The 23,525-nt window shown below is 69.6% G+C and carries 25 protein-coding genes; 10 read left to right on the top strand and 15 right to left on the bottom strand.

Annotated elements, in window-relative coordinates; genetic code table 11:
* Positions 1-1,558 precede the first annotated feature (1,558 nt).
* Positions 1,559-1,816 (top strand): hypothetical protein, encoded by a 258-nt coding sequence (locus tag BR98_RS00510; protein WP_035838821.1) that lies wholly within the window; start codon positions 1,559-1,561, stop codon positions 1,814-1,816.
* Positions 1,817-1,824: 8 nt separating this feature from the next.
* Positions 1,825-2,643 (top strand): hypothetical protein, encoded by an 819-nt coding sequence (locus tag BR98_RS00515; RefSeq protein ID WP_157537213.1) that lies wholly within the window; start codon positions 1,825-1,827, stop codon positions 2,641-2,643.
* Positions 2,644-2,815: 172 nt separating this feature from the next.
* On the opposite strand, the gene BR98_RS00520 is transcribed toward BR98_RS00515, so the two are convergent.
* Both BR98_RS00520 and BR98_RS00525 read right to left on the bottom strand, forming a co-directional pair.
* Entirely contained in the window at positions 2,816-3,439 is a 624-nt protein-coding gene (locus tag BR98_RS00520; protein ID WP_035838825.1) for a hypothetical protein, read from the bottom strand.
* 177 nt (positions 3,440-3,616) lie between these two features.
* Positions 3,617-3,931 (bottom strand): hypothetical protein, encoded by a 315-nt coding sequence (locus tag BR98_RS00525; protein ID WP_035838828.1) that lies wholly within the window; start codon positions 3,929-3,931, stop codon positions 3,617-3,619.
* Between the two features lie 658 nt (positions 3,932-4,589).
* Here BR98_RS00525 and BR98_RS00530 point away from each other — a divergent pair.
* The 4 genes from BR98_RS00530 (at position 4,590) to BR98_RS00550 (ending at position 7,978) form a co-directional block, all read left to right on the top strand.
* Complete coding sequence (locus BR98_RS00530) at positions 4,590-5,216, top strand: hypothetical protein (RefSeq protein WP_157537215.1); 627 nt, start codon at positions 4,590-4,592, stop codon at positions 5,214-5,216.
* Positions 5,217-5,971: 755 nt separating this feature from the next.
* Positions 5,972-7,090, top strand: coding sequence for an IS630 family transposase (locus BR98_RS00540; protein ID WP_035838837.1), 1,119 nt, complete (start codon positions 5,972-5,974; stop codon positions 7,088-7,090).
* A 53-nt stretch (positions 7,091-7,143) separates the two neighbouring features.
* Positions 7,144-7,650 (top strand): GNAT family N-acetyltransferase, encoded by a 507-nt coding sequence (locus BR98_RS00545; protein WP_035838840.1) that lies wholly within the window; start codon positions 7,144-7,146, stop codon positions 7,648-7,650.
* A 91-nt stretch (positions 7,651-7,741) separates the two neighbouring features.
* The gene (locus BR98_RS00550) at positions 7,742-7,978 is read left to right on the top strand and encodes a hypothetical protein (protein ID WP_035838842.1); all 237 of its coding nucleotides are present in this window, start codon (positions 7,742-7,744) and stop codon (positions 7,976-7,978) included.
* Positions 7,979-8,042: 64 nt separating this feature from the next.
* Here the strand turns inward: BR98_RS00550 and BR98_RS00555 are convergent, their stop codons facing one another.
* From BR98_RS00555 to BR98_RS00580, 7 genes are all read right to left on the bottom strand, one after another.
* Positions 8,043-8,789 carry a phosphotransferase family protein gene (locus BR98_RS00555; protein WP_035838843.1) on the bottom strand — a complete coding sequence of 249 codons (747 nt, stop codon included), beginning with the start codon at positions 8,787-8,789 and terminating at the stop codon, positions 8,043-8,045.
* 85 nt (positions 8,790-8,874) lie between these two features.
* Positions 8,875-10,080 carry an IS256 family transposase gene (locus BR98_RS00560; RefSeq protein WP_083975826.1) on the bottom strand — a complete coding sequence of 402 codons (1,206 nt, stop codon included), beginning with the start codon at positions 10,078-10,080 and terminating at the stop codon, positions 8,875-8,877.
* A 48-nt stretch (positions 10,081-10,128) separates the two neighbouring features.
* Positions 10,129-11,361: an IS256 family transposase gene (locus BR98_RS00565; protein WP_035838848.1), complete on the bottom strand. Its 1,233-nt coding sequence runs from the start codon at positions 11,359-11,361 to the stop codon at positions 10,129-10,131.
* A 934-nt stretch (positions 11,362-12,295) separates the two neighbouring features.
* Positions 12,296-13,240: a hypothetical protein gene (locus BR98_RS00570; RefSeq protein ID WP_051969139.1), complete on the bottom strand. Its 945-nt coding sequence runs from the start codon at positions 13,238-13,240 to the stop codon at positions 12,296-12,298.
* 359 nt (positions 13,241-13,599) lie between these two features.
* A complete protein-coding gene (locus BR98_RS42225) occupies positions 13,600-13,950 on the bottom strand; it encodes a Mu transposase C-terminal domain-containing protein (protein WP_083975827.1) in 351 nt (116 codons plus the stop codon).
* A complete protein-coding gene (locus tag BR98_RS00575) occupies positions 13,947-14,819 on the bottom strand; it encodes an integrase catalytic domain-containing protein (RefSeq protein WP_157537217.1) in 873 nt (290 codons plus the stop codon). The genes BR98_RS42225 and BR98_RS00575 overlap by 4 nt, the downstream gene beginning before the upstream one ends.
* A 440-nt stretch (positions 14,820-15,259) precedes the next feature.
* Positions 15,260-16,777, bottom strand: a complete 1,518-nt coding sequence (locus BR98_RS00580) for a S1 RNA-binding domain-containing protein (protein WP_051969141.1) — start codon at positions 16,775-16,777, stop codon at positions 15,260-15,262.
* Between the two features lie 421 nt (positions 16,778-17,198).
* Between BR98_RS00580 and BR98_RS38785 the strand changes: the two genes are divergently transcribed.
* From BR98_RS38785 to BR98_RS41870, 3 genes are read left to right on the top strand one after another with little or no spacing between them, the layout of a single operon-like run.
* Entirely contained in the window at positions 17,199-17,921 is a 723-nt protein-coding gene (locus BR98_RS38785; RefSeq protein ID WP_035838851.1) for a hypothetical protein, read from the top strand.
* Positions 17,918-19,210, top strand: coding sequence for an ATP-binding protein (locus BR98_RS00590; RefSeq protein WP_035838854.1), 1,293 nt, complete (start codon positions 17,918-17,920; stop codon positions 19,208-19,210). The genes BR98_RS38785 and BR98_RS00590 overlap by 4 nt, the downstream gene beginning before the upstream one ends.
* A gap of 31 nt (positions 19,211-19,241) precedes the next feature.
* Positions 19,242-19,376 carry a hypothetical protein gene (locus BR98_RS41870; protein WP_267886029.1) on the top strand — a complete coding sequence of 45 codons (135 nt, stop codon included), beginning with the start codon at positions 19,242-19,244 and terminating at the stop codon, positions 19,374-19,376.
* A gap of 85 nt (positions 19,377-19,461) precedes the next feature.
* Here the strand turns inward: BR98_RS41870 and BR98_RS00595 are convergent, their stop codons facing one another.
* From BR98_RS00595 to BR98_RS00620, 6 genes are all read right to left on the bottom strand, one after another.
* Positions 19,462-19,878, bottom strand: a complete 417-nt coding sequence (locus tag BR98_RS00595) for a hypothetical protein (protein WP_035838857.1) — start codon at positions 19,876-19,878, stop codon at positions 19,462-19,464.
* A 6-nt stretch (positions 19,879-19,884) separates the two neighbouring features.
* A complete protein-coding gene (locus BR98_RS00600; RefSeq protein WP_035838860.1) occupies positions 19,885-20,556 on the bottom strand; it encodes a Type 1 glutamine amidotransferase-like domain-containing protein in 672 nt (223 codons plus the stop codon).
* A 215-nt stretch (positions 20,557-20,771) separates the two neighbouring features.
* Positions 20,772-21,140 (bottom strand): hypothetical protein, encoded by a 369-nt coding sequence (locus BR98_RS00605; RefSeq protein WP_035838863.1) that lies wholly within the window; start codon positions 21,138-21,140, stop codon positions 20,772-20,774.
* Between the two features lie 181 nt (positions 21,141-21,321).
* A complete protein-coding gene (locus tag BR98_RS00610) occupies positions 21,322-21,756 on the bottom strand; it encodes an ATP-binding protein (protein ID WP_051969142.1) in 435 nt (144 codons plus the stop codon).
* Between the two features lie 269 nt (positions 21,757-22,025).
* The gene (locus tag BR98_RS00615; RefSeq protein ID WP_035838867.1) at positions 22,026-22,223 is read right to left on the bottom strand and encodes a hypothetical protein; all 198 of its coding nucleotides are present in this window, start codon (positions 22,221-22,223) and stop codon (positions 22,026-22,028) included.
* A gap of 40 nt (positions 22,224-22,263) precedes the next feature.
* Entirely contained in the window at positions 22,264-22,800 is a 537-nt protein-coding gene (locus tag BR98_RS00620; RefSeq protein ID WP_035838870.1) for a hypothetical protein, read from the bottom strand.
* 272 nt (positions 22,801-23,072) lie between these two features.
* Here BR98_RS00620 and BR98_RS00625 point away from each other — a divergent pair, with 272 nt between their 5' ends.
* A complete protein-coding gene (locus BR98_RS00625) occupies positions 23,073-23,396 on the top strand; it encodes a helix-turn-helix domain-containing protein (RefSeq protein WP_035838872.1) in 324 nt (107 codons plus the stop codon).
* Positions 23,397-23,525: the final 129 nt, after the last annotated feature.

The following is a 23,525-nucleotide window of genomic DNA, read 5'->3' on the forward strand; positions in this document are numbered from 1 at the left end:
GATGGCCGGTCCGCCGCCTGGTTGCTGGGCTGGCGCCCCATCCTCCGTCCCTGGGGCGGGGCCTGCGGCCCTCGAGAGGCGCCTTGGGGCCGCCGGTCCGGCTCGGGCCTCCCCGGCCCGGGTGGCGGGCCCTCACAGGCGCCCCGCACGGCGGTGGCTGACGGGCCCTCAACCGCAGACTCCGGACCGGAATCCGAAGCGAATCCGGCGGCGTTTCCCCGACTTCCGTACAGCCCTATCCTACCGGTCCCGGGACGGGCGCAGAACGCGAACAGGCAACCTCGCGGCAACCGTCCATCCCGGCTCTATCCGGCCGCACTTCCGGCGGAAATGCGAATTACCTTCCGCTCCCTTTCATTTGGCAATCCGAACCCCTTTCGAGGCGCAGCGGCGATGAATCGCATTCAGGCACCTCGGAAAGGGGCCTACCGCCCTCGCCACCGACACGGCGCCCGGCCGTTCCAGGACGCCGAGGAAATCCCGCCCGGCATCAACGGAGCAATTCCCGGTGTGGCGACACCGAACCGAACACCGAGCCAGGACGGCGGCCAGGACGGGCCCCGAGACGGCCGAGCACCCCAGGGGCCGGGACGGCCAGGACGGCGGCCTGGACGGGCGGCCAGGGCCCAGCAGCAGGCAGCCCCGGCAGCGGGCGGGACGCCACCAGGGCGGGCGCGGGCAGGACGGCCACGTCCGACGCCAGCGGGACGGCCTGGCGGCCGACCAGGACGACGGCCAGGACCCCCAGCAGCCCGGGCGCGGCACCGGGCGACGCGGGCGGCCCGCCGAGGCCGGCCAACCGGCGCAGCCCGGGTGCAACACGAAGTGCAACACGCCCACCCGCCCCCACTCCCAGCCACATAACACCTGGTCAGACCCGCAACACGGCCCCGTGTTGCACCCCACCGCAACACCGCGTTGCACCCCCACCCGGCCGCCGACCACCACCCGCCACCAGGCCACCAGCCACCAGGACCAGGCCGCCGAGAAAGTCGGCCTTCTCGACGGCCACCAGCACCTGGCGGTCGTCGGCACCCGGAGGCGGCCACCACAGAGCAGCAACCGCGGCCCCACCCCGCCGCCTGTCGCACCCCCGCCACACACAGGGAATCAAGGGCATCCGCCCACGTCACACCACACGACAGCCCCCCACACGACAAGCGGGCGCGACAGCCCCCACCCACCACCAGAACGCCCACCAGAACAACCTCCAGGGCGGCCTGACGGCCACCCAGCACCACGCTGAACCGCCGTGGCGGACAAGAACCGCGCGTGAAGCCCTTCTGGGGCGGATCTGGCGACTACACGCATCCTCTTACCTGGTCCGACCACATGCGGCGCAAGCATCGGCTTGACGGAACGAAGCATCACCGGGTCGGACGTGCGTAGGCATATCTGCAACAACTCGGCGAACGAGTTGGCGCTCAGGGGGCCCACGCGCCATGGTTGTTCCGCCGCAGGACGGGCCCCAGTAACCGTCGATCCAGCGGCAGAGCCCGCCCCATGGCGGCCTTTCAGATCACTCCCGCTATCCCTCTTCGACAGGAGTTTCTTCGCCATGCCCAAGTCCAACCTCTCCCGCCTGTCCTGCGTCGGTCTCGAGGACTCGCGCGGTCCTCTGAGGGGTACGCCGCGCCGCCTGGTGATCGTCGTCGTCCTGCTCGCCGCGGTCTCCGTCATCGCCCTCGGGGTGCCGGTGGACACCGTCGTCGCGGTCGTGGCCCTGCCGCCGGCCAGCATGAAGCTGGTGGACCTCTCCTTCAACCTGATGCCTGGCCGGCGCAGCCCCAGCGCGCTCGTCCCGCAGGTGCGGTGAAACCGGCCGTGGGACGCCCCGAGAAGCCGATCCCGGCGGGCGCGGGCAAGGAGCTGCGCGCGTTCATCCAGCACCTGCGCGACCTGCGAGCCGCCGCAGGCCTGAGTCTGGACGACATCGCCAGGCATCCGGCGAGTGATGGGCGCAGCATGGCCACCTTCCAGCGGGCGGTCGCCGGTACGGCCATGCCCACCGAGGACGTCACCATCGCGTTCGTGGGGGCCTGCGGCGGTGACGTGGGCAAGGCCCTGCGGCTGCGCCGCCGAGCCGCCAGCGCCGCCGCCTGGGCCATCGAGTCCGACCCGCCCCAGCGCATCTCCCCCAGCGAGATCCTCAACCTCACCGACCTGCGCACTGCGATGCGCTACATCCTCCTCCAGGCAGGCCGCCCCTCCAGCCGCGCCCTGCAGAAGGGTGCTCCACGCGGACACCTCCCCCACACCACCCTCGACCGGCTCCTCGACACCAAGCAGAAGCCCCGCCTGCCCTCCCCGCGACTCCTCGAGGCGTTCCTCGCCGGCTGTCACGTTCCCGCCCCGCGTATGGAGGCCTGGATGGCCGCCTACCACCGCCTCGTCGCCGCCAACCCCGGCCTCATCAGTACCCACGAACGCGCGCGCATCGCACGGAAAACCTTCATCGGCTGGGGCGAACCGGGTTGGGACAGCCTCCACCGCGAAGAGCAAGAACGGCGCTTCTGGTCGATCAGGAAGGAGAACCGACACCGGACCTATCCCGGCGACTTCGGCCGGGACCTCGACGAGGTCGAGGAATACACCGACCAATGGGCCATCGAATACGCCAATCAGAAGGCGATCGACGGCTAGGAGCCCCATCAGGCCATGCCGCATCAGGGCAACAGCGCAGTTCAAGACCAACACACCCCACAGGCAGGACGACCACGACCTGGGGGCGGAGTTCGACGGACACCCCGGGGGGCTGGACAGCGGCCATGCCGGGCGCCAGGCAGGGCAAGCACGTCGCGTTGGACAGCGGCGGTCAGCCGTGGTCGGCAACCGGGGAGGAGGCGCTGTCCTGCTCGGTTTCTGGCGTGGCCCGCTGCTTGGGCAGTTCATCGTCGTTCAGCAGATCGCCGAAGTGCCCGAACACCCAGTCATCGACCATCGCCGGGTACGCGTCGATCAGATGAGTGGGCGGCGGCTCGTGAGGCTCCTCGGTCCCGAAGACCCACAGCGAGACGATGTTGTCTCCCCGCGTCAGGTCGGTCACAGCATCGCGCAGGCGGGATGCATGGGCCAAAATCTGCCGCCGGTCCGAAAAGCAGATGTCCCCCACGTCGGCGCCCTCGTGCGCGATGAAGTTCCGGGCCTCTCGGGCCTTGTCGAGAACGTCCGTGTCCCACGTCCTGGCCCACGACAGGTGGTCTCCCAGAGCGCGCAGCGTGGGGCCCAGCATCTTGTCCGCCGGGAGCGCCGCGATCGCGTCCTGGAGTCCGAGCACCGGATCGGACCCAACCGCCTCCACAAGGTTGCCGATCCGAAGCAGGTACTTGCACTTCGACTCGAACGCGTTAGCCAGGTACAACGCCCGGCCGGCCGACATGAACAGCGCGTCCAGGAACTCCGGTTCACGCGGCTTCAGGTATCCCAGCGACCAACCCATGCGCCCACGGTAGGACCGATGTCCACCGAGTTTCACCGCGCCCGACCGTCCACCACCGCAGGACCGGGACGGCAGGGCAGCGGGCGGAAGACCAACGGGCACCGGCCCCACCGGACCACCCCGGCACCAGGCGGAAGCGCAGCCCGGCTACCCGAAACCGAACACCGGGCCAGACGCTCAGTCAGCCACCTGCCCCGTCGGCGCGCGGCGCCGTAGCATCCAGCGCAGGACGGCAACCTCGGCGAGTGCGACGAGGACGACCAGGGCGTTGAAGGCCGGGTCGCTCAGCGTCCCGCCAACACCGGTCGCGACCAGCGGAAGCGCCGCCGGTGCAGACGCCACCGCAAAGCCGACCGCAGGCAGCTCGCCGGAGCCAGACAACGGATCGGCCCAGGGCTGCACCGTCGTCCAGACCCCGAGCACGATGAGCAGCACGGCATACCCAAGAAAGACGGTGCGGCTGGCGGTGAAACGTCTGGAGCGAGCGGTCATGGCGAGATGCTGCCACGTGCCGACACGCAGGCGCGCGACGGATCCTGACCGAGCCGCTACCGCGCCCTCACAGCACGCGACAGCACTCCACACGTCAGGGGCGCGACAGCTGCCGGGGCCGCCGCTACCACCACGAAACCGAACACCGCCCCACCAGCCACCCTCAAGGCGCGAATTCGGAACACCATCGGCACTCAGCCAATAACCAATTCCACAAAAGCTCCCCACAGCAATTCGATGGCCCAAAAACCAACCGAAAACAGCCCACCACTCGAACGGGCGTCCAGCAGACCCCCCAACCCGCCCAACCACCACACACAGTCACCAAAAGCGAGGCGGGTGCAGCCCTGCTAGCCACTCGAACAGTCTCGACAATTGGTCCAGACAAGACGGCGTATGAGGCCATTTACGCCACACAACACCAACAGGTCACACCCCGAGCAGAGCCGGGGAGCGCAGGGTGGGGAGCGGGAGAAGACTGGAGAGTGAAGCACCCCTCAGTAGCGCCGGGGAGACTCCCATGGCCCACACTGCGCGAACTCGCCATCAGCGGCTCGCCCGATGCGCGCTCCCAGCTGCCGCACTCCTCCTGATCGGGGGCGCAGCAGGTTGCGGCGCAGGCTCGAAGACATCGTCTGGCGTCACCCCGAGTGTCACCGTGACAAGTGCAGCCGGCTCTTCTGCTCCTGCCACCGCATCGACCGCGCTGCTGACCGCAGCACAGTTGCAGGCTGCGCTGCTGACGGCGGGCGAGCTGGGGCCGGCCTTCGCCGCCTCGAGCAGCGCGAGCGACACCACGGGTACCGGCGGCTCCTCCGTCACGGGCTGCGAGCCGTTGGCCAGCATGCTGAACGGGACGGCCAGCACGACCCAGCAGGTTCAACAGGACGTGCTCCTCACCGCCGGCAGCACCGGGCCCTTCGTGCAGGAGTCGCTCCTCACCGAGACCCCGGCCGCTCTGACCACCGACTACGCCCAGGCCCGGGCGGCCCTCACGTCCTGCCACACACTGACCTTCCCGACCGGTGCCGAACCCCTGACGTTCACCCTGAGCCCCATCAACTTCGGCGGCCCCGGATCGGCGGCGGCACGAATGGACGCCACCTACCGCGGCGTACAGGTCAACGGATACCTCGCCATCGACCGACTCGGCCCCGTAGCACTCACCTACGCCTACTTCCAGATCGGAAGCGGATCATCCCAACTGGCCTCGGCCTACTACACGCAAGCCGTCAACAAGATCCACCAAGCCCTCGGCCCCACCACCACACAGTCCTCAAACTAACTCCGCCCAAGACGCCAGCCGGCAGGCGGCCACACCCAGCGGTTGGGGCAGTCACGGGCCTGCTGCTGCCAGACCTCCCACCACGGATCGCTCGCGTCCGGTGTGCTCGTCCTGCCCTGCGAGCCCGAGGCCTGTCCAGTCAGGAGGCTGACGTACGCGCCGACGGCCAACGGCGTTGCTGCGCCGATACCCCCAGCCCGACTGCTGCGGGCAGCAGGAGGCGCTGACCATCAGGTGGTGGCTGGCGCCTTCGGTGGCTTGCCGTCAACGGCACAGTTCCTGAACGGCGCTGGGGCTGAGTTCAGCGGTGAGCTGGAGCTGGAAGGCCAGAAGCAGCGGCCGTACGGGCACCTGCCCCGCCACCTGGCCCAACCCGAGCAGCGCCCCGCCGACCAGGCGTCTACAAAGGGGTAGATGGAAGGGGCACCTCTTGAAGGGAGCGGCCATGACGGGTCTCGGCGCTTCCCGGTGGAGGCCTTGCACGCGCTGGCGTGGCATCCATCCTCGTGGCCTCCGCGCTCGCGGCCGCCGGATGCAGCAACGGCGCCGGCGGAACGGTGCAGAGCCCTGCACCCGCTGTCGGCCAGTCCTCGCAGTCCTCGCAGTCCCCGCAGTCCAGCGGGACATCACAGGCTCCCCAGTCCAGCGGGACACCGACCCTAGTGCTCTGACCGCATACGTTCGCCGGGTTGGCGGTGGAGGCGCCGGAACCGGTTGGATGTGGGCCGACATCCGATCCGGTGTGGGGAGGCGTAGTGGCAGAGCCGGTCAGGGTCCGGAGGTTGACCGATCAGGAGGGTCAGCAGTTACAGCGGATCGTGCGCCGGGGCAGCACGAACACGGTGCGCTACCGGCGAGCGATGATGCTGCTGGCCTCGGCCGGCGGCAACCGGGTCCCGGTGATCGCCCAGCTGGTCCAGGCCGACGAGGACACCGTGCGGGACGTGATCCACAAGTTCAACGCGATCGGCCTGGCCTGCCTGGACCCTCGGTGGGCGGAAGGCCGTCCCCGCCTTCTTAGTCCTGACGACGAGGACTTCGTCGTCCAGACGGCCACCACCCGCCCGGCCAAGCTCGGCCAGCCCTTCACCCGCTGGTCCATCCGCAAACTACTCGCCTACCTGCGCCGGGTCCACGGCCGGGTGATCCGCATCGGCCGCGAGGCCCTGCGATGCCTGCTCGCCCGACGCGGCGTCACCTTCCAGCGCACCAAGACCTGGAAGGAGTCCACCGACCCCGAGTACGACGCCAAACTCGATCGGATCGAGCACGTCCTGGAACACTTCCCCGACCGCACGTTCGCGTTCGACGAGTTCGGCCCGCTCGGCATCCGGCCCACCGCGGGCAGCTGCTGGGCCGAGCAGGGCAAGCCAGACCGGCTTCCGGCGACCTACAAGCGCACCCACGGCGTCACGTACTTCCACGGCTGCTACTCGATCGGCGACGACAGACTGTGGGGCGTCAACCACCGCCGCAAGGGCACCGCGAACACCCTGGCCGCACTCAAGTCGATCCGGGCCGCCCGCCCGGACGGCGCCCCGGTCTACGTGATCCTGGACAACCTCTCCGCCCACAACGGCAAGAAGATCCTCCGCTGGGCCAAGAACAACAACGTCCACCTGTGCTTCACCCCGACCAACACCTCCTGGGCCAACCCGATCGAAGCGCACTTCGGACCCTTGCGGCAGTTCACCCTGGCCAACTCCAACCACCCCAACCACACGGTCCAGACCCGCGCCCTGCACGCCTACCTGCGCTGGCGCAACGCCAACACCCGCCACCCCGACGTCCTGGCCGCCCAACGCAAGGAGCGCGCCCGCATCCGCAGCGAGAAAGGGATCCGCTGGGGCGGCAGACCGGCTGCCGCTGCGTGATCAAGCCCCCCAGAAACCTCCCCGGCACAGCATGGGCCCTGGACAATGGGGCCATGCGTATTCGAGAGGTCCGGATCGAGGAACTGCCCCTGCTCCAGGACATCGAGCGAGCGGCCGGACGGTGCTTCCGCGACATCGGCATGCCCGAGATCGCGGACGACGAGCCGCTGCCGCTCGATGAGCTCGCTCGATACCAGCGGGCGGGGATGGCCTGGGTGGCCGTCAACGAGTCCGACACTCCGGTGGCCTATCTCATCGCTGACCACGTCGACGGCAACCTGCACATCGAACAGGTATCGGTGCACCCCGACAATGCAGGCCAGGGCATCGGACGGTCGCTGCTGGATCACCTTGCCGAGCGAGCGGCAGCCCACAGCATTCCCGCCCTGACCCTCACGACGTTCACCGACGTGCCGTGGAACGCTCCCTACTACGCACGCTGCGGATTCCAGCCGCTGGACGACAACCTGATCAGCCCGGGTCTGCTGGACATCCGTACGCGCGAAGCGGCCCATGGCCTGGACAGGTGGCCGCGGTTGTTCATGCACCGAGCCGTGTGACGGTTCCATCAGGACAGTCGCCCATCGAGAGCGGCACAAGTGCAGACCGCCAGCACCAACCCGGCGAACGTATGCGGTCAGAGCACTAGCCGTGGGGCAGACGCTGTCCGTCCGCACCGTTGGTGACGGCGTGGTCGTCACCAATACCGGGTCCGCCGATGTGACCCTGGTCGATGTCAAGACGACCACGTCCAACCCCAGCGCCGGGTACTCCATCCCTTCGGGCACCGAGGTCGTCTGCGTTGAACTCAAGGTCAAGAACACGGGCACAGCAGACCTGGACACCTATCCGTTCATCAGAGCCCGGTGGAACGGCAAGGAGCAATAGTCAAGACCTGTGGACGGGATGACGTGCGAGCGTGGGTCGTTGCAACGGGGCGGGCCGCGCAGTCTCACATCCGGGATCTCAGCACGTCGACCTCACAGCCCGGCTCGAACGCGTCGAAGCCGTGTTCGACCAGCCAGCGGATCCCCAGCAGGCTTCGCAACGACCACCACGCGCGGATCACGTCGAGGTCGACGTCGGTGCCATAGCCGGCGATGACGTCTTCGATGTGCCCCTCGTGTCCGAGCGTCAAGGTGGCGAGGTCGAATAGGGCATCACCCCGGCCCGCCTCGGACCAGTCGATGATGCCGGTGACCTCGTCGCCGTCGACAAAGACGTGCTCGATCTGCAGGTCGCCGTGGGTGAAGACCGGAGTCCACGGCCGGATCGCGGCCTCGGCAATCTGGCGGTTACGGGTGACCAGGTCGGCGGGCAGGATGCCGTTCGTCACGAGCAACTCGCACTCGCCGTCGAGTTCCGCCGCCAACTCGTCGGGACCTCGGCGGCGTCGGCCGGGCCAGGGCGGCAACGGCGCCTCGTGCAACTTCCGAATTGCGGCACCCGCCGCGGCCCAAGCCGCCGACGATGCGGTCGACGGCTCGCCGAGGCGCCCGAGCGCCGTTCCCGGGACAGCGGTGATCGCGAGCACGGGCGGATTGCGCCACAGGACCCTCGGGGTGGGGACCGGCGCGAGGGCCATCGCCTCGACCTCGACGTCGATTCGGGCCTGATCGGTGTCCACCTTCAGGAACACGTCGCCGACGCGCAGGGTCGCGCGCTCGGAATGCGCGACAACAACCTCGACCTCATCCATGGCGGCCAGTATCCCGGGATGGCCGACGATATTCACCGGGTTATCGCGTGTCAGCCACAGCCCGGCTAGTGGCTCCTACAGTCGATCAAGCGGCCTGCCCCTCGCGCTCGGCCAGGACGCCGTTCTCGAACCGGGCGCCTGAACGGACCAGCGCGACGAGGTGGGCTCCGGTGATCGCGCGCCATCGCGCCTGAGCGGACTCGACCAGCTTGAACACCATCGCAAGCGCGGCCGCCGGGCTGCCGGCGCCGCGGGTGACCTTGGTGCGGAGCTTGACCGTGGAGAAGGTCGACTCGATGGGGTTCGTGGTCCGCAGGTGGATCCAGTGCTCGGCCGGGAAGTCGTAGAACGCGAGGAGTTCGTCCCGGTCGTCGGTGATCTTTGCGACAGCCTTGGGCCACTTGGCGCCGTAGGTGCGAGCGAAGGCCTCGATCGCCTTCTCGGCGTGGGTGCGGTCCTCGGCGTTGTAGATCTCCTGCATCGCCTTCGTCGCGCCGGGCTGTGCGGACTTGGGCAGGCAGTTGGTGACGTTGCGGGTTTTGTGAACCCAGCACCTTTGCGGCCTGGCTGTCGGGAACACCTCGGCGAGCGCCCGCCAAAGGCCCATGGCGCCGTCGCCGACGACCAGATCGGGGTCGCGCATGCCGCGTCGGCGGCAGTCGCGCAACAGGTCGGCCCACGACTCGGTGCTCTCGCGCAGGCCCTCGGCGAGAGCGATGAGCTCCTTGGTGCCGTCCAGCCGGACCCCGAGCAGGACCAGAACGCACGAGTGGGCCTGGCCGAGTCGGACCTTCGGGTGCACCCCGTCCGCCCATACGTAGACGAAGTCGCGGTCGGACAGGTCCCGGTTCTGGAAGGCAGCGTGGTCGTCGCTCCACTGCCTGGTCAGCCGTGTCACGGTCGCGGACGAGAGGCCGGCCGTGCCGCCGAGGAACTGCTCCAGCGCCGGGACGAAGTCGCCGGAGGAAAGGCCGTGCAGGTAGAGCAGTGGCAGCACTTCGGAGATCTTCGGGGACTTGCGACACCACGGCGGAAGGATCTTCGAGGAGAACCGCTTGCGCTCGCCGGTCTCATCGTCGACGCGGCGGTCGTTCACCCGCGGGGCCTTGACCTCGACCGGTCCGGCGGCGGTGACCACGGTCCTCGCCTTGTGGTGGCCGTTGCGGACCACGAGACGTCGGCCGTACTCGTCGGTCTCGGCCGACAACTCGGCTATGTACTGGTTGACTTCCGCTTCCAGTGCGGCGGCCAGCATCCGGCGGGCGCCTTCCCGCACGATCTCGTCGATCAGGGAGCCGGACTGGGTGGAGGGTCGTGTCCCGCTTGGTGGTGTAGCCGATCAGTCGGTGGGCGTGTTGGGTAGTGCGGGGGCGCTTTCGGGGAGCTTGGCAGGGTAGAGCTGGTCCATGCTGCCTTCGGGCAGGTAGCGGCGGGGGAAGGCGATCCACTCGTCGTGGAGCTCGAAGAGCACGGCGGTGACCAGTCGCAGGAGCGCGTCGTCGTTCGGAAAGACCTGGACGACGTCGGTGCGGCGTTTGATCTCGCGGTTGATCCGCTCCAGCGGGTTGGTGGACTGGATCTTCTTCCAATGTCGTTCCGGGAAGACGGCGAAGGCGGTCAGGTCGTCCTTCGCTTCCAGCAGCATCGCTTTGACCTTCGGGAACTGGGCGCCGAGCATGTCGGCGACGGTGTCGAGTTGGGTGCGGACCCCCTCGGCGGTGGACTGGGCGAAGACCGTGCGGATCGTCGCGGCGACCATCTCGCCGGCTTCCTTGTTGATCACGCTGAACACATTCCGTAGGAAATGGACCCTGCAGCGTTGGTAGGAGGCCCCGAGCATGACTTTGCGGATGGCCTTGACCAGCCCGAGGTGGTGGTCGCCGATCACGAGCCGGACTCCGGCAAGGCCGCGTTCGCGCAACGAGCGAAGGAACTCGGTCCAGAAAAGTTCGGTCTCGCTGTCGCCGACCATGACCCCGAGCACTTCGCGGCCGCCGTCCTCGGTGATGCCGGTGGCCACGACCACGGCCCGGGAGACGATCTGGTGCTCGACCCTGGCCTTGCAGTAGGTCGCGTCCAGGTAGACGTAGGGGAAGCGGACGTGGTCCAAGGGCCGGCCCCGGAAGGCGGTCAGCTGCCCGTCAAGATCCTGGCAGATCCTGGAGACCTCGCTCTTGGAGATGCCGGTGTCCGCGCCCAGGGCCTTGACCAGGTCGTCGACCGAGCGGGTGGACACGCCGTGGACGTAGGCCTCCATGATGACCGCGTACAGGGCCTGGTCGATCCGGCGGCGTCGCTCCAGCAGGGCGGGGAAGAAGCTGCCGGCCCGCAGCTTGGGGATCGCCAGATCGAGGTCGCCGGCCGCGGTGGTCAGCGTCTTGTCGCGGTGCCCGTTGCGGAACGCGGTGCGGGTATCGGTGTGCTCGTTCCACTGGGCGCCGATCCTCGCGGTGGCCTCGGCCTCGATGAGTTCCTGGAGCATCCGCTCGGCCACCCCGCGGACGAGTTCGAGCCCGTCTGCCGAACGTAGTGACTCCAGCAGGCGTAGTAGGTCAGACTGGGACAGGGCCACCGTGCGTCTCCTTCGTTGAACTGCCCGTTCACATCGGAGAGTTGCACGGTGGCTGACCCATGCTCAGGGAGTGTGAGGCCCCTGCGGGTGTGCGCCCCGGGAGCGAGCCCGCGCACACCTCACCCGTGATCGGCTACACCACACAGCGGGACGCCATCGGGTGGAGCCGTCGTCGGTGACTACGCTGAGCACGGGCGTACCTTCCCGACCCGCGCTGCAACGCGGGCCTACTCGGAGACCTTAAGGATCATTCGGGAAGGTACGCCCACCGCATGCCCTCCCGGAACCGATCCACAGGTCCTGAGCATTGCTCACGGCAAGGACGGCCAGACGCAGGAGGCAGGCATCGGCCCCGCAGCCTGTACTGACCTCGGGCAGCACGGCAGCGACCTGAGCGGAGCACCCATGCCACGACCAGGCCAGTACGTAGACTGCCCGGTCTCACTGGTGATCCCCAGCACTCAGCCAGGAGCGCTGGAGTTCTACGACAGGGCGGGAACGCCGATGTTTCAGGTGAACTATTGATCGCGGTCCCGACTCGCTGTCGCCGAGGGGTAGAACGACACCCCTTCCTCCGGCAATCCGGGCCAGTCCCCGTCGCCACGGGAACCTCGACGTTGACGCCGCCGTACAAGGCAGCCAGGTCCACACCAGGTGGCAGAGCCAGGTCGGCCTTCTCGGCCTGGGCGCGGCGCAGCCGCCCGGCGGCCAGCCTCGCCCAGGCGGGTGGACAAGCTGCTCTCGCGGTGCCGGCGGTCCTCCTCGGCCCGAAGGGCGGCCCGGCTCCGGTCGTAGTGTGCCCGCGTCGCCCAGGCCTACCGGAAGAAGTATTAGGACCTTGGCGTAGCGCCCAGCGAACCGAGCCTCAGGAGGTCAGCACATGCCCTCCACAGGAGACAACCTAGGAGCAGCGCCCACCCGGCTGGCGCGCCGACTACGGCTGGTAGCGGGCAGCGAGCTGGGTGAAGAAGTCATCGAGCAGGATGGATGCGGCTTCACGGTCAACCAGTTCGGAGCCGCCAAAGCGGTAGACCTCGTACCCGCGTAGCCGCAGACGCCGATCCTCAGCAACCATGGCCGCATACCGGTCAGAGTCAGCGATCTTGGTCTTCCGGTCGGCGTAGTGCTGGATCCCGTCCAGCTCGATGACGATCCGGGTCCGGTTGGGAAACAGTAGGAGGAAGTCCATCCGCTGGCGCGGCAAGGGTGAGCCTGCGGGTCCGAGGTCGCGCCGGGTGTAGGGGTCGTAGTGCAGGTACACCTGAGGGATCAAGGCCGGAATGTCTGGCCCAACATCTACGTAGCGCTGGGCGTAGCGGCGCAGGATCAGCTCTTCTGCCTCGTTGTCGGCTGACTTCAGAAGCCGGTGGTAAAGGTTCTGGGAGACCTGCTCCTCTGTACTCGCTGCGAGCCCTTCTCGGGCGGCCCACCATGCGGTCAGTTGGCGCCAGGTGAGGCCTGCCGCGTCCAGCGGCTGGTCGTAGTGCAGGCAGTACTGCTCGTTCCCGACGAGCTGGATGTCGTTGTTGATCGCGTCGCTGAGGACCATGCGGTGCTTGGGACCGAGGGCGGCGAAGATCAGGTTCTTGGGTTGGCCCGCCACACCGACCGGGCCGACCTGGGCTATCAGCTGTCGCAGCTCGGGGACATCGTGCTCCTCATCGAGGCGGACGGCGAGGGTCACAAGGTCCGCAAGCGGCTTGCCTTGCAGGCGGCGGACCACGTACCCGCGTTTGCTGGAGAACGCGACGTCGTCCGGCGGGACCGGCGGCTCCAGCCCCATCTCGGTGCAGATCTCCTCGACCGTGTCCGCGTTGAAGGCGTCCCTGAAGAAGACCCCTATCGCCTCGCGCAGCACACGCGCCGTGACCACGGACATCGATACACCTCCTCGATGAAGTTGCCTGAATGATAGGGCGACGGAGCGTCAGACAGACCGGGTTCCACTGAGAGGCCAGCACCGGCGGGGGCGGTGTAGAAGGGCTGGGCGGCGGTGCCAGCCAGGCCGCAGTGGGCGGCCTGGTTCGAGGCCATTCCACGCCCCAGAGCGCCAACAGGTCACACCCGACGGGCAGGGATGGATCCCCTCATTCGGGCCCGGAGTCACCGGAACAGCACGTAGCGTGGCTGGGTCTTGCCCGCTGGCAGATCGGAGATTGCACGTGTTCGACCAGGCCACCGAACTCCCGCTCCACGTCGCTACCGGGGTGCTGCTCGACGCCGCGCTCCTGTCGCTGATCAGCCGCAGCACCACCGCCGGCGGGCCAGCGGGCCGGGCCGCGCCTCGATCTCGCCGTCATGGTGCGGAAGGCGGCGCAGGCGGACCTTCGTGCCGGTGTGGCCGACCATCCACGGGGCGACGTAGGGGCGGCCTCGCCAGGAGATGCCGTTCGTGGTGATCGTGCGGGTGCGGCCGTCGTCTTCCAGGGCGAAGAACGGGAGGTGCTCGGGCGGGACGTCGCGCAGCGGCGTCGGGTCCGCGTTCCACGCTTCGGTTGGGGTGCGGCCGTCCAGGCCGGGCGGGTGGTGCTCGGTGTTCCACCAGCGGACCCAGTCCAGGAGCAGCGCGACGAACGCGGCGAACGTCAGTGGTGGCGCGTCCGGATCGGCGCTCCGGCCTCCCGTGAGTTTGGGGCGGTGGGTGTAGCGCGGAGGGAGACGAGGAACATCTCCTCCACCGCGTCGTTCAGGGCCTCGACGGTGCCCTTCAAGTGCGGGCTGTAGGCGGGCAGGTCATGCACGGGGACCGCGAACGCGCCCAGCGCGGCGATCACCGTGGTGGACAGGAACTCCTTGCCCCGGTCCACGCGCACCAGGGCGGGCAGGCCGCCGGCGGGGCCGAATGGTTCGGTGCGAGTGATCGAGGCGCGCAGCGCGGCGAGCACCGCGTCCCTGGACGGGGCGTGCGGCGTGACAGCCACCCCAGCGATCACCTTGGTCGCGCAGTCGATGAACCAGGTGATCCACGGACACGCCAGCTCACCCTCGACATCGACCTGTACCGGCACGTGCTTGTGGTCACCCTCCCAGCACGCGTTCCTCCACAGCGCCGGCCGCTTCCCGAACACGTCATGCGCCCGCCGGGCCGCCTCCCCGCCCCGCAAGCCGGCCCGCTCCCCCGCCGACAATTCCCGCACCACAGCACGGTGCAGAGCAGACAGCGACGGTACGGGCCCGGCCTCGGGGTCTGCGGCCGCGCGGGCCACCAGTTCGCGGTGGACGGCCGAGACATTCCCGCCCCAGAACGCCAGCAGACGCCGGATCTCCGGGGTGACGACCAGCCGGGCCCGGGGACGGGCTGCAAGGCGGCCCTCGCTGCGTGCTGCGGCGATCCAGTACCACACCGCCCGCACAGTGACCCCGAGAGACGAGGCGACCAGTCGCACATGAACCGTGGTCAGCTCGCTCCGGCTGTCCAGATCCATCAACCGGGCCACCGCGGCTTCCCGGTCCGGCACCGGCCGGAGCGAGTCGGGAACTACCACCACACCCCCGAACCACTGAAGGGCACGAGTCCGCTGACCTCAGCGGACTCGCTGTCGGCAGCAGGCTGTCCCTCGATGCCTGGGCGCATCCCGACACGCCGTACGACAGCACACGATCGAAGGGAAGGTCCGCAGCGGATGTTTCACCAGAGCCGAGAGACACCGATCGCCAGCCGCTGAGCCTGGCTTGTCGGGCCGGGCACGACGGCGGCCGGTTTCTGGTCTTCACCGCGGCCTCGGCGTGGTGCTTCACCGGATTCCGGGCGGGCTGTGCGCCAGGGTCCGCCTGTGGAGGGCTTCTGACCGGCCGTAACAGAGCGGCCGTCGGACTGGGTGTGAACGCCTGCGCCGAACCCGGTGAGGACCGCATGCCGAACACGAGCGGCCAGCGCGGCGGCCATCGGCCCCGTGTGTCAGGCGTGGTGGTGTTCCTCCGCGCCTGGCAGGCTGGCCTGCGTGTGCGACAGCGTGATCCGGCGCCGGGTTGGATCCACGTCGGTGATCATCACGGTGAGCCTATCCCCGACGCGGACGGTGTCCTCGGGCCGGCCTGCGGGTGGTCGCGCGAGTTCGGTGCTGCGCAGCAGCCCCTCGAAGCCGTCCGCCCGGTCCTCGATGCGGACGAAAACACCGAACGGCACGAGCTTGGTGACCTCTCCGGTGACGATCCGGCCCACCTGCTGCACAATCTGCAGCATCGGGTCTTCCTGCGGTCCTTTGAGGGACAGCGGTACTCGTTCCCGCACCATGTCGACGTCGAGGACCTCCGCCGTGATCTGCTGGCCGACTGCGACGGCATCGGAGGGGTGACTGATGGGGCGCCACGACAGTTCGGGAATGTTGATCATCGCGGTGAAACCGCCGATGTCGACGAACGTGACGCCGAAGCTCGCGATCTCGGTCACGGTGCCGGTCACGGCCTGGCCGCGGCGGAGGGCCTTGAGGAAGGCCCAGTCCCGGTCACTCGGGGTCGGCTCCGTACGCCACCGGGCGCGCAGGACGCCGTCCCCGTCGGGCAGCACGGCCGTGAACCGAGGGCTGCGCCCGTCGACGTCCACGGGCAGAACTGCGGCGGCACGTGCGCCGCGGACCTGGGCGGCCAGTGCCGTGAACTGGGTTTCGTCGGCGACCGTGCTGGTGATCCGGCCGTCCTGGTCCTCCCACACAAATTCGACCAGGCCCTCGTCCGGGAGGCCGGCCACAACTGCGGCGACATCGGTGGAGAGGTCCGGCCAGACGGCCAGCCGGGCCCGCGGGGTCAGCCGGGCGCGCACCGCATCGAGCGTGCCATCGGCGAGCCGGTGCCAGCGGGAGGCGTTGTCGACGTGCATCTCCTCCAGGAGCGCCGCCTCGCGCATCGCCACGCACCAGCGCACCCGCGCCCAGAAGACGTCATCGGCGGGGCGCTGCTCAACCGGCTCGTCGAACACCGCCTCGTACGGGGAAGCGTCCAGTGGTTCGGGGAAGAGCCCCAGTTCGCGGGTGCGCGCCAGCGCCGCTTCGCAGGGCACGTTGCTGCTCACGTACACGTACTGGTCCCAGCCGACGTGCACGGCGAAGGTGTCCTCGGCCTCCAGGCGACACCAGGCGCCGCTGTCGCGCAGCATCGCCTGCACCAGCTCCAGGCCGAGCGGCACCGATACCTGTGCCCCGTCGTGGAAGCCGTTCAGGTCGGGCGGGAAGAGGCCTGCGAGACCACCGTCCTCGGCCGCCGACTCCGAGCCGAAGTGCACGAAGCCGAGCGGGGCCTGAGGCTCGCGGATGGCCAGGTGCCGCACACCGGTGTCCTCGGCGAAGGCGGCAACCGCCTCGAGGTAGGCGGCCTCGACGGGCCCGTGGTCGCTGACCGCCTCCTCCGCCCCCGTGTAGATACCCTGCTCGTCACGGTCCGCAGGGTCGTACTTGGTGATCCGGTACACGTAAGACAGCACGTCAATGCCCCACAGCAGCCGAGCACGACACCGCAGCCCCACGACGCTTCAAAGCCCTCGCACCGCTGTCGGAGCCCGAGAGGAACTGCTCACGTCGACGGAAGAAACTCATCGGGCCATCCTGCCGGAACCAACGGGTCGAACGCTCCCCCATATCCAACGCCCCCGGAGGAAACCACCGCGTCCGTCCACAGGCCCCGACCGTCCCCAGCAGACCCGGCCAGACAACCGTGACCACGATCCGCAGCCGCCATTCACCGGACTTCAGCGTGATCTTTCACCGCCACCTCGGCCCTCCCGTTCACCACGCCCCTCACAGCACGCCCCTGAACAGGAGAAACACACCGCTCAGACCCGGTGAACAACAACGCCGAACCAACTGAAAACCACACGCCGATCATCAGTCCGCACCGATCCGGGCGTGGTGATCCCCCAAACCACCGGCTGGTCCACGCTGTACAAGGAGCCGGAGACCGAGTTCCAGGTGAGCGCCTTCACCCGCTACGAGCCGCTCGGCGACTCCGAGGTGCCCCGTGCGCTGCACCGCGTGGTCGACCTGGCGGCCGCGAACCTCGACGACGCCGTCAACGAGGCGCTCGGGAACACCGGCGGCCTGATCACCATGATGGCGTTCGTCGGCAACTCCCACGTCGATTCTCCGGAGCTGCACGTCGCCTACGACGTGACCGGAGACGAGGCGGAGCACGAGTACGTCCAGACCTACCGGCCCCCGACCAGCGAGCTGCCGCAGCTTGGCGCGCACCTGGACGTCACGCTGTTCGAGGCGGTGCACGATCGGCTGGTGACCTCGGAACATCGCACCCGGCTGGGCATGGCCCTGGTGCAGTACAACGAGGCGCTGCGATCGCTGCGGCCCGCTGGTGACGTGACGGCGGCCGGCCACCTCCGTCCACGCCCTCGTCCTGATCGCCGGCCGCGGCCGCGCCGGCGGACCGAGCCGTGGCGTCGAGGTGGTAGGCACGGCCCTCTCGGCCCGGCCGCGCCCTCCAGCAGGCCGAACCGGCCCGGCCGCCGAAGCGCCACCACCGGCCCCAGCGGCCCATGCTCAACCAGCGCCAGTGCTGGGCGATTTGCCGGGTTCACCGGCACAGCGGGGCCGCGGGGGAGGATGATGCCGGTGTGACCTCGACGCAGCCTCTCCTGTACGCGGCCCCCTCGGCGTTCACGATCGAGCGGGTCCGCACCCTGGTGCAGCAGGTCGGGCCGGAGGCGCCGACCGTGGAATACAAGGAGAAGCCCGGGCCGACCCTCGCGCGCGGAGTGGCGGCGCTGGCCAACACCTACGGTGGGTTGCTCCTGGTCGGCGTCAACGACCACCGCAAGATCACCGGGGTGAGGGAGAAGGCGATCGAGGCGGTGGCCGAGCACTGCGCTGCCAAGATCGAGCCGCCGTGGACGCCGGAGATCATCCCCGTCCCGCTCAACGACGGCTCCGACCTGTTTGTGCTGGTGCTGCGGATCGTGCCGGGCACCCACCCGCGGCCACTGCTGGTCGACGGCGTCGCCTACGTCCGCCACCAAAACACCACCCACCCCGCCGACTGGCAGCGCCTGGGCGAGCTCTTCGCCGAGCAGGCCGCCACGCCGGAGGCGGTCTGGCACCTACAGGCCCCGCAGATCCCCCAGCAGGCCGCCGGGGGCGCCGACGAGGCGGTCGATTTCGTGCTGCGCAGCGGGGTCAGCCTCCCCGTCGCCGCCGCCGCGGTGTGGCGGCCGCTGTCCGAGCGCGCCGTCACCGCGCTCGCCGGCGCGCTCGACGGCTCCCGGCTCGCGATCGTGATGGCCGGCATGGCGCTGGGCCCGTCCGGCACCGGCGGCATGAGCGGGTTCCGCCGTGCCGGGCTCAACCGTTCGCGTTCGGTGCGCCTGGCCTGGTCGGCCTGCCCCGACACCTGGCCCGCCGACCGGCCGCGGCCGATCGAAGCACAGGCCACCCTGGAAGTTCCCGGTGGGTACGGGACATTCGGCCAGCACCTGACCCTCCAGGTCGATGTCACCGTCCGCACCAGCACCATTGCCGCGGGCCTGTGGCAACCGGTGCACCGGCCGGTCACCCTGCCCGAGACCGCTCACCTGATCGACGCCCTGGCCGAGGCGCTTACCACCCCGGACCTGATCGCGGCGCTGGCCGAGCTCGCCGGCGTCGACGCCTACGCTGTGCCCCAGCCACGCAACCTCCACCTGGTCACTGCCCGACCCCTCACCAGTGTGCTGGACACCGCTGCCCTCACAGCAGTCCCCGACGCCGGCACCAGCCGCGGCGCGCACCTTCTCGCCGACCCCGCACACGACCTCGCCGACCCCACCCAGCGCTGGACTCAGGTCCTGCAGTGGCTCGAGCAGATCACCCTCGACGGCGGACTGACAGGCGCCGAACGCCTCCTGCAGCACCTCCCCGGCCCGGGCCGCTGACCCCCCACCCCGTCACCGGTACAACATCCCAGTGCCGTTCACCGCCGGCTGGCTGATCTCCGCTATCAAGTGGGGCGGCGGCGCACCGAACTCCTTCCCCGTCGAGGCCGACGTCGACGCGTTCGTCCTGGCCGCCACCACCGAGGCCGCCTTCAAGGTGCTCTGACCCCCGTGCGACATGCCGAAGGCGCCGACCACCGTGGGGCCGGCGCCTTCGGCATGTCGTCGTCAGCCGGGTGTGGCGGTACCGCTCAGGTCGGGTCTTGCGGCGGGAAGTTCCGGTCAAGGATCTCGGTCCAGGCCGGCAGGGTGACGAAGCGTCCGGTGTCGTCGGCCTGGGCCCGGACGAGCTCCAGCAGGGCCACAACGAACGGCGCAGCGGCGTTGTCGACCGGGACAGCGGCCGCGGCATCCTGGAGTCGCTGGTGAGCGGCGGGAAAGGCGTCCTTGGCCCAGGCGTCCTGTTCCTTGACCTTCGCGGCGCCGGTTTCCAACAGAATCCGCTCGATCGTGTAGGTGGGGCACTTGTCGGTGTGCCAGATCTCCGTGACGGCCATGTCCCGGCCGACGGAGATGGTGCGGACGTCGCCGCCGTCCGGCCCGGCCTGGCAGTCCTGACAGTCGATAAGGCGGCGGGTGCTCGGCTGCTCGGCATGGGAGTCGGTCACAGGGCATCAGTTAGAAGCTGGGTTGAGCAGCTTCCAGTGACCCTCGGAGACGACCTCGATGCTACCGTCGGTCACCTTGATGGCGGTCTGAGCGTCGATGGCATATGCCGGACCGTTGATCCCGGCGGCCCACCGTTCCGCCTCCGCCATGCTGTACTCCGGACCGCTGTCGAGGTGCGGGAAGATCGAGAAATCGACGACTCCCAACGCGCTGTCATCACCGGTGGGCGGCTTCCAGTCAACGAAGTACTCCCCGACGCGGGGAGTCAGGACCATGCTCCCGGCACTGAGCCCTACGTAGACCGTGTCGCGCAGCGACGGGAAGAGATCGGCCAGTCCGGACTCCCGCATCCAGTGGCACAGGTACAGCGCGTCGCCGCCGTTGACGAGGAGGGCGTCTGCCTCTCGGACCCAGGAGACCCAGCGTTCCATGTCGATGCTGGGCAGGGCGGTGAGCTCCAGCACGCCCACCGACTTCCACCCCAACTCGGTCATGGGACTGGGGGACTGTCCGCTGATGAAACGCCATGGCCCACCCGGATCCCCGTACGGGCCCCCGTAACCGGCGGTGGGGATGCAGAGGGCGCTGGCCTCGGCGATCGGTTTGCCCAGGAGATCGACCAGCACCGCCAGAATGCTTGCGTTCCTGACACCGGAGTCGGTAAGGAGAAGCTTCATCACGCCACCCTAGAAGGGCGGTTCGTCGAGCAGACGCTGGGGTCGGGTGCGGGCAGGCGGTGCAGCCGCAGCATCGCCTCCTTCTGGCTGACGTCGCCGTCCCGCAGATCGCTAAGCAAGCAAATCTGCTGCATGACTGCTTAGCTCGGAGAAGCACCCGCGAATGCCTGGCCGTGATCCGGGTACGCGAAGACGCCCTGCTCCTCCGCAGCCTCCTACGGCCCGACGAGATCCGCTCCCCGGCCGGCATCGACCCCGAGGGCATCGAGCTGCGCGCCAAGGAGGTCCAGCTCGCCCGGACGCTGATGGCCGCCGTCACCGAGGACTTCCATATCGAGGTCGAGCACGACGAGTACAACCACGCTCTGGAGGAAGTCGTCGAAGCCCGGCTCGCCGGAATCGAACCGCCCCCACGCCCCCCAGTCCCGCGTGCTGCCCCGCGGCGGCACCGTCACCGACCTGATGGCCGTTCTGGGGTCCGCGCTCGCCGACGCCCAGGAACAGCACCCCAAGACCGGCGGCGGCGTGAAGAACACCAGCAGCGCCGCGTCTGCCAGGAAGACGCCCCGCAAGACCACGGCCAAGGAGACGGCAGCGAGCGGCGCAGCGAAGGTCTCCAGAAAGCGCCGAGGACAGGCGGGCTGGGCTGACCGCAGCCGCGGTCCGGTTGGTGTCTGGCTGCCGCGGCTTCAGTTACCGAGCTTCTTGTCGTCGCTGTGCTGGTGTGCTGGGAGGAGTAGAGAGGGTCCCGGCGCGCTGGTGGGGCTATGCCGGGCTGGGAGGGCGGGTGCGCAGGTCCGCGTGGACGCTCTTGCCGAACGTCTCCAACGTCGCACCCCAGTGACCGCCGGTCAGGTGGTGGACCAGGGCCAGGCCGCGGCCCGACTCGGCTGCGTGGCCGGCCTCGATCAGGCAGGGCAGGGTGCGGGAGCCGTCGCGGACACTGATCCGCACGCACCGGTCGGTGACACGCTCGACGGTGACCGTCATCCGGCGCCGGCAGCCGGTCTTCGCGGCGTTGCCCGCCAGCTCGCTGACGATGAGTTCGCCGGCCTCGACCAGGTCCTCCAGCCGCCAGGCGCGCAGCGTGGTGCGCACCAGGCGGCGGGCCGTGGCGGCGGACTGGGGCTCGTAGGGCAGCAGCGCCTTGACGGCGCCGGCGGCCTCTAGCCGTGTGGGGGTCTCGATGTCGGCGGTCACCGGGCACCTCGCACCCGCCTGCGCCGCCCGCATGCGGCCGCAGCCGTAGCCGTGGCCGTGGCCCGTGGGCGGATTATGGGGTGCGCGGCCACGCGGTACTCCGCTCTCTCGTCGGCGGTGACAGCTGCGCCCACCCGACCGGGGACAGGCGGGCGCAGCGGCCCCAGATCGCCCGCCGGGGACCGGGTGTCCGCTCCGTCACGGCGGGCGACGAATCGACGGTAGGGAGTACGCGGCATGGCCCTCAGGTTGCGCCGTCTTGCGCGAAGTCACCCGAGAGTGGCTACCGCCGCCGTGATCAGCTGACGGGCCCCGACCCCGTGGACGGCCATAGACGCCAGGTCGGTCAAGGTGCGCACGTAGTCGGCGATCTCACGCGGCTGGGTGATCCGCAAGTAGCCGCAGGTCAGCCCGACGGCCACCTCGGCCTCGTCGAAGTCCCAGTCGCGGTCTTCGTCGCTCCCCACCGGTCGGTGAGGGCGCCGACCATCAGCAGGCCGCGGCCTGTCACCTCCTCGTCGTCGCCGATCCGGGCCTGCGGGCGGGGCCGGCCGTGCCCGCCGGCGGCGACTTCGACGCGCAGCCGCTGGCCTTGGCGGGGCCAGGCGCAGCGTGGCGTCGATGGTGGCGGGCTGGTTTGTGGGTGGCGGCGTTGGCGATCAGTTCGGAGGCGACGGTGAGCAGGTCGTCCAGGGCGGGGCCGGTGATGCCCCAGCCTGTCGCGGTGGAGCGCAGTGCGTGGCGGGCGTAGCCGACGCAGGCTAGGCGTCCGGCGGGGTCGGCGGCGTTGGCGTTGGCGACCAGGCGGTACTCGAGCCCGCCGCCGTCCCCGTCGTTCTCGTGCCGTGTGACGGTCCACCAGCTGCCGTCCCAGACCTCGGCCGACAGGTCGGCTGACGTCGGTGCGAGGCAACAACTGGACCCTCGCTGGGGCCGACGCGGGGTGACGGATAGGTTGTGGCGCGAGAAAGCCGGTACCGGCTCCGGGCGGCAGGCACGCCGCCCGGAGCCGTCCGGGGTCCCGATTCGTGTGTCGCGGTCCACCGCTCACTTCCTGGAGTGACCGCGCCTGCCCCGCGCCGATCGTTGTGCCCTGCCGGACCGCAACCCCTACGAGCGGACTCGGGTGCAGGGCCGGATCCCGCCGCAGCAGGCGAACTGCCGTCCGCTACGGGTGAGATGTCCCATTCGTGGCCGCGTCCGTTGTCACACCGGACAACGGACAACAGCGCGGTGCGCACGAACCCCCGCCGCCAGCAACACTCATCTCCCGACCCGCCGTCCCCCGGGGCGCACGGCCAACGAGGAGCAGCCCCATGACCGATCGTCAGCCCACCGGCGGCTCGCTGCGCCAGCTGCTCGCCCAGTGGCGCTCCAGGACCACCCCCGAAGACCTGGGACTGTCCCGCAGCCGGCGGCAGAAGGCGGACTCGGGAGTGACCCAGGAGCAGCTGGCGCGGGCGCTGCGGATCAGCCTGCGCCACTACACCGCGATCGAGACCGGCGCGAGCAGTCCGAGCCTGGAGGTGCTGGCCGGGCTTGTGACGGTGCTGCGTCTGGACGCCGGCGAGCGCCTGGCCCTGGTCGATGCCGTACTCCAGCGGCCCGGGCCCTGCCTCGCCCTCGCACAGGCCGCGTGAGCACTTCTGATGGCGGATGCCCGGACGGGAGGGCCACCGGTACGGCGCCCTTGAGCGGGCGTCAGACGGTCAGCGCCGTTGCAGCCCCGGGCCAACGGCGCCGACCGCGCCACCGTGGCGCCCCGGTGG

The sequence above is a fragment of the Kitasatospora azatica KCTC 9699 genome, assembly GCF_000744785.1.
GTDB lineage: Bacteria > Actinomycetota > Actinomycetes > Streptomycetales > Streptomycetaceae > Kitasatospora > Kitasatospora azatica.

Coding starts and splice junctions, on each gene's coding strand:
- BR98_RS00510 (WP_035838821.1), top strand. CDS start 1,559: ATGCCCAAGTCCAACCTCTCCCGCCTGTCCTGCGTCGGTCTCGAGGAC.
- BR98_RS00520 (WP_035838825.1), bottom strand. CDS start 3,439: ATGGGTTGGTCGCTGGGATACCTGAAGCCGCGTGAACCGGAGTTCCTG.
- BR98_RS00525 (WP_035838828.1), bottom strand. CDS start 3,931: ATGACCGCTCGCTCCAGACGTTTCACCGCCAGCCGCACCGTCTTTCTT.
- BR98_RS00545 (WP_035838840.1), top strand. CDS start 7,144: ATGCGTATTCGAGAGGTCCGGATCGAGGAACTGCCCCTGCTCCAGGAC.
- BR98_RS00555 (WP_035838843.1), bottom strand. CDS start 8,789: ATGGATGAGGTCGAGGTTGTTGTCGCGCATTCCGAGCGCGCGACCCTG.
- BR98_RS00570 (WP_051969139.1), bottom strand. CDS start 13,240: ATGTCCGTGGTCACGGCGCGTGTGCTGCGCGAGGCGATAGGGGTCTTC.
- BR98_RS00600 (WP_035838860.1), bottom strand. CDS start 20,556: ATGAAGCTTCTCCTTACCGACTCCGGTGTCAGGAACGCAAGCATTCTG.
- BR98_RS00625 (WP_035838872.1), top strand. CDS start 23,073: ATGACCGATCGTCAGCCCACCGGCGGCTCGCTGCGCCAGCTGCTCGCC.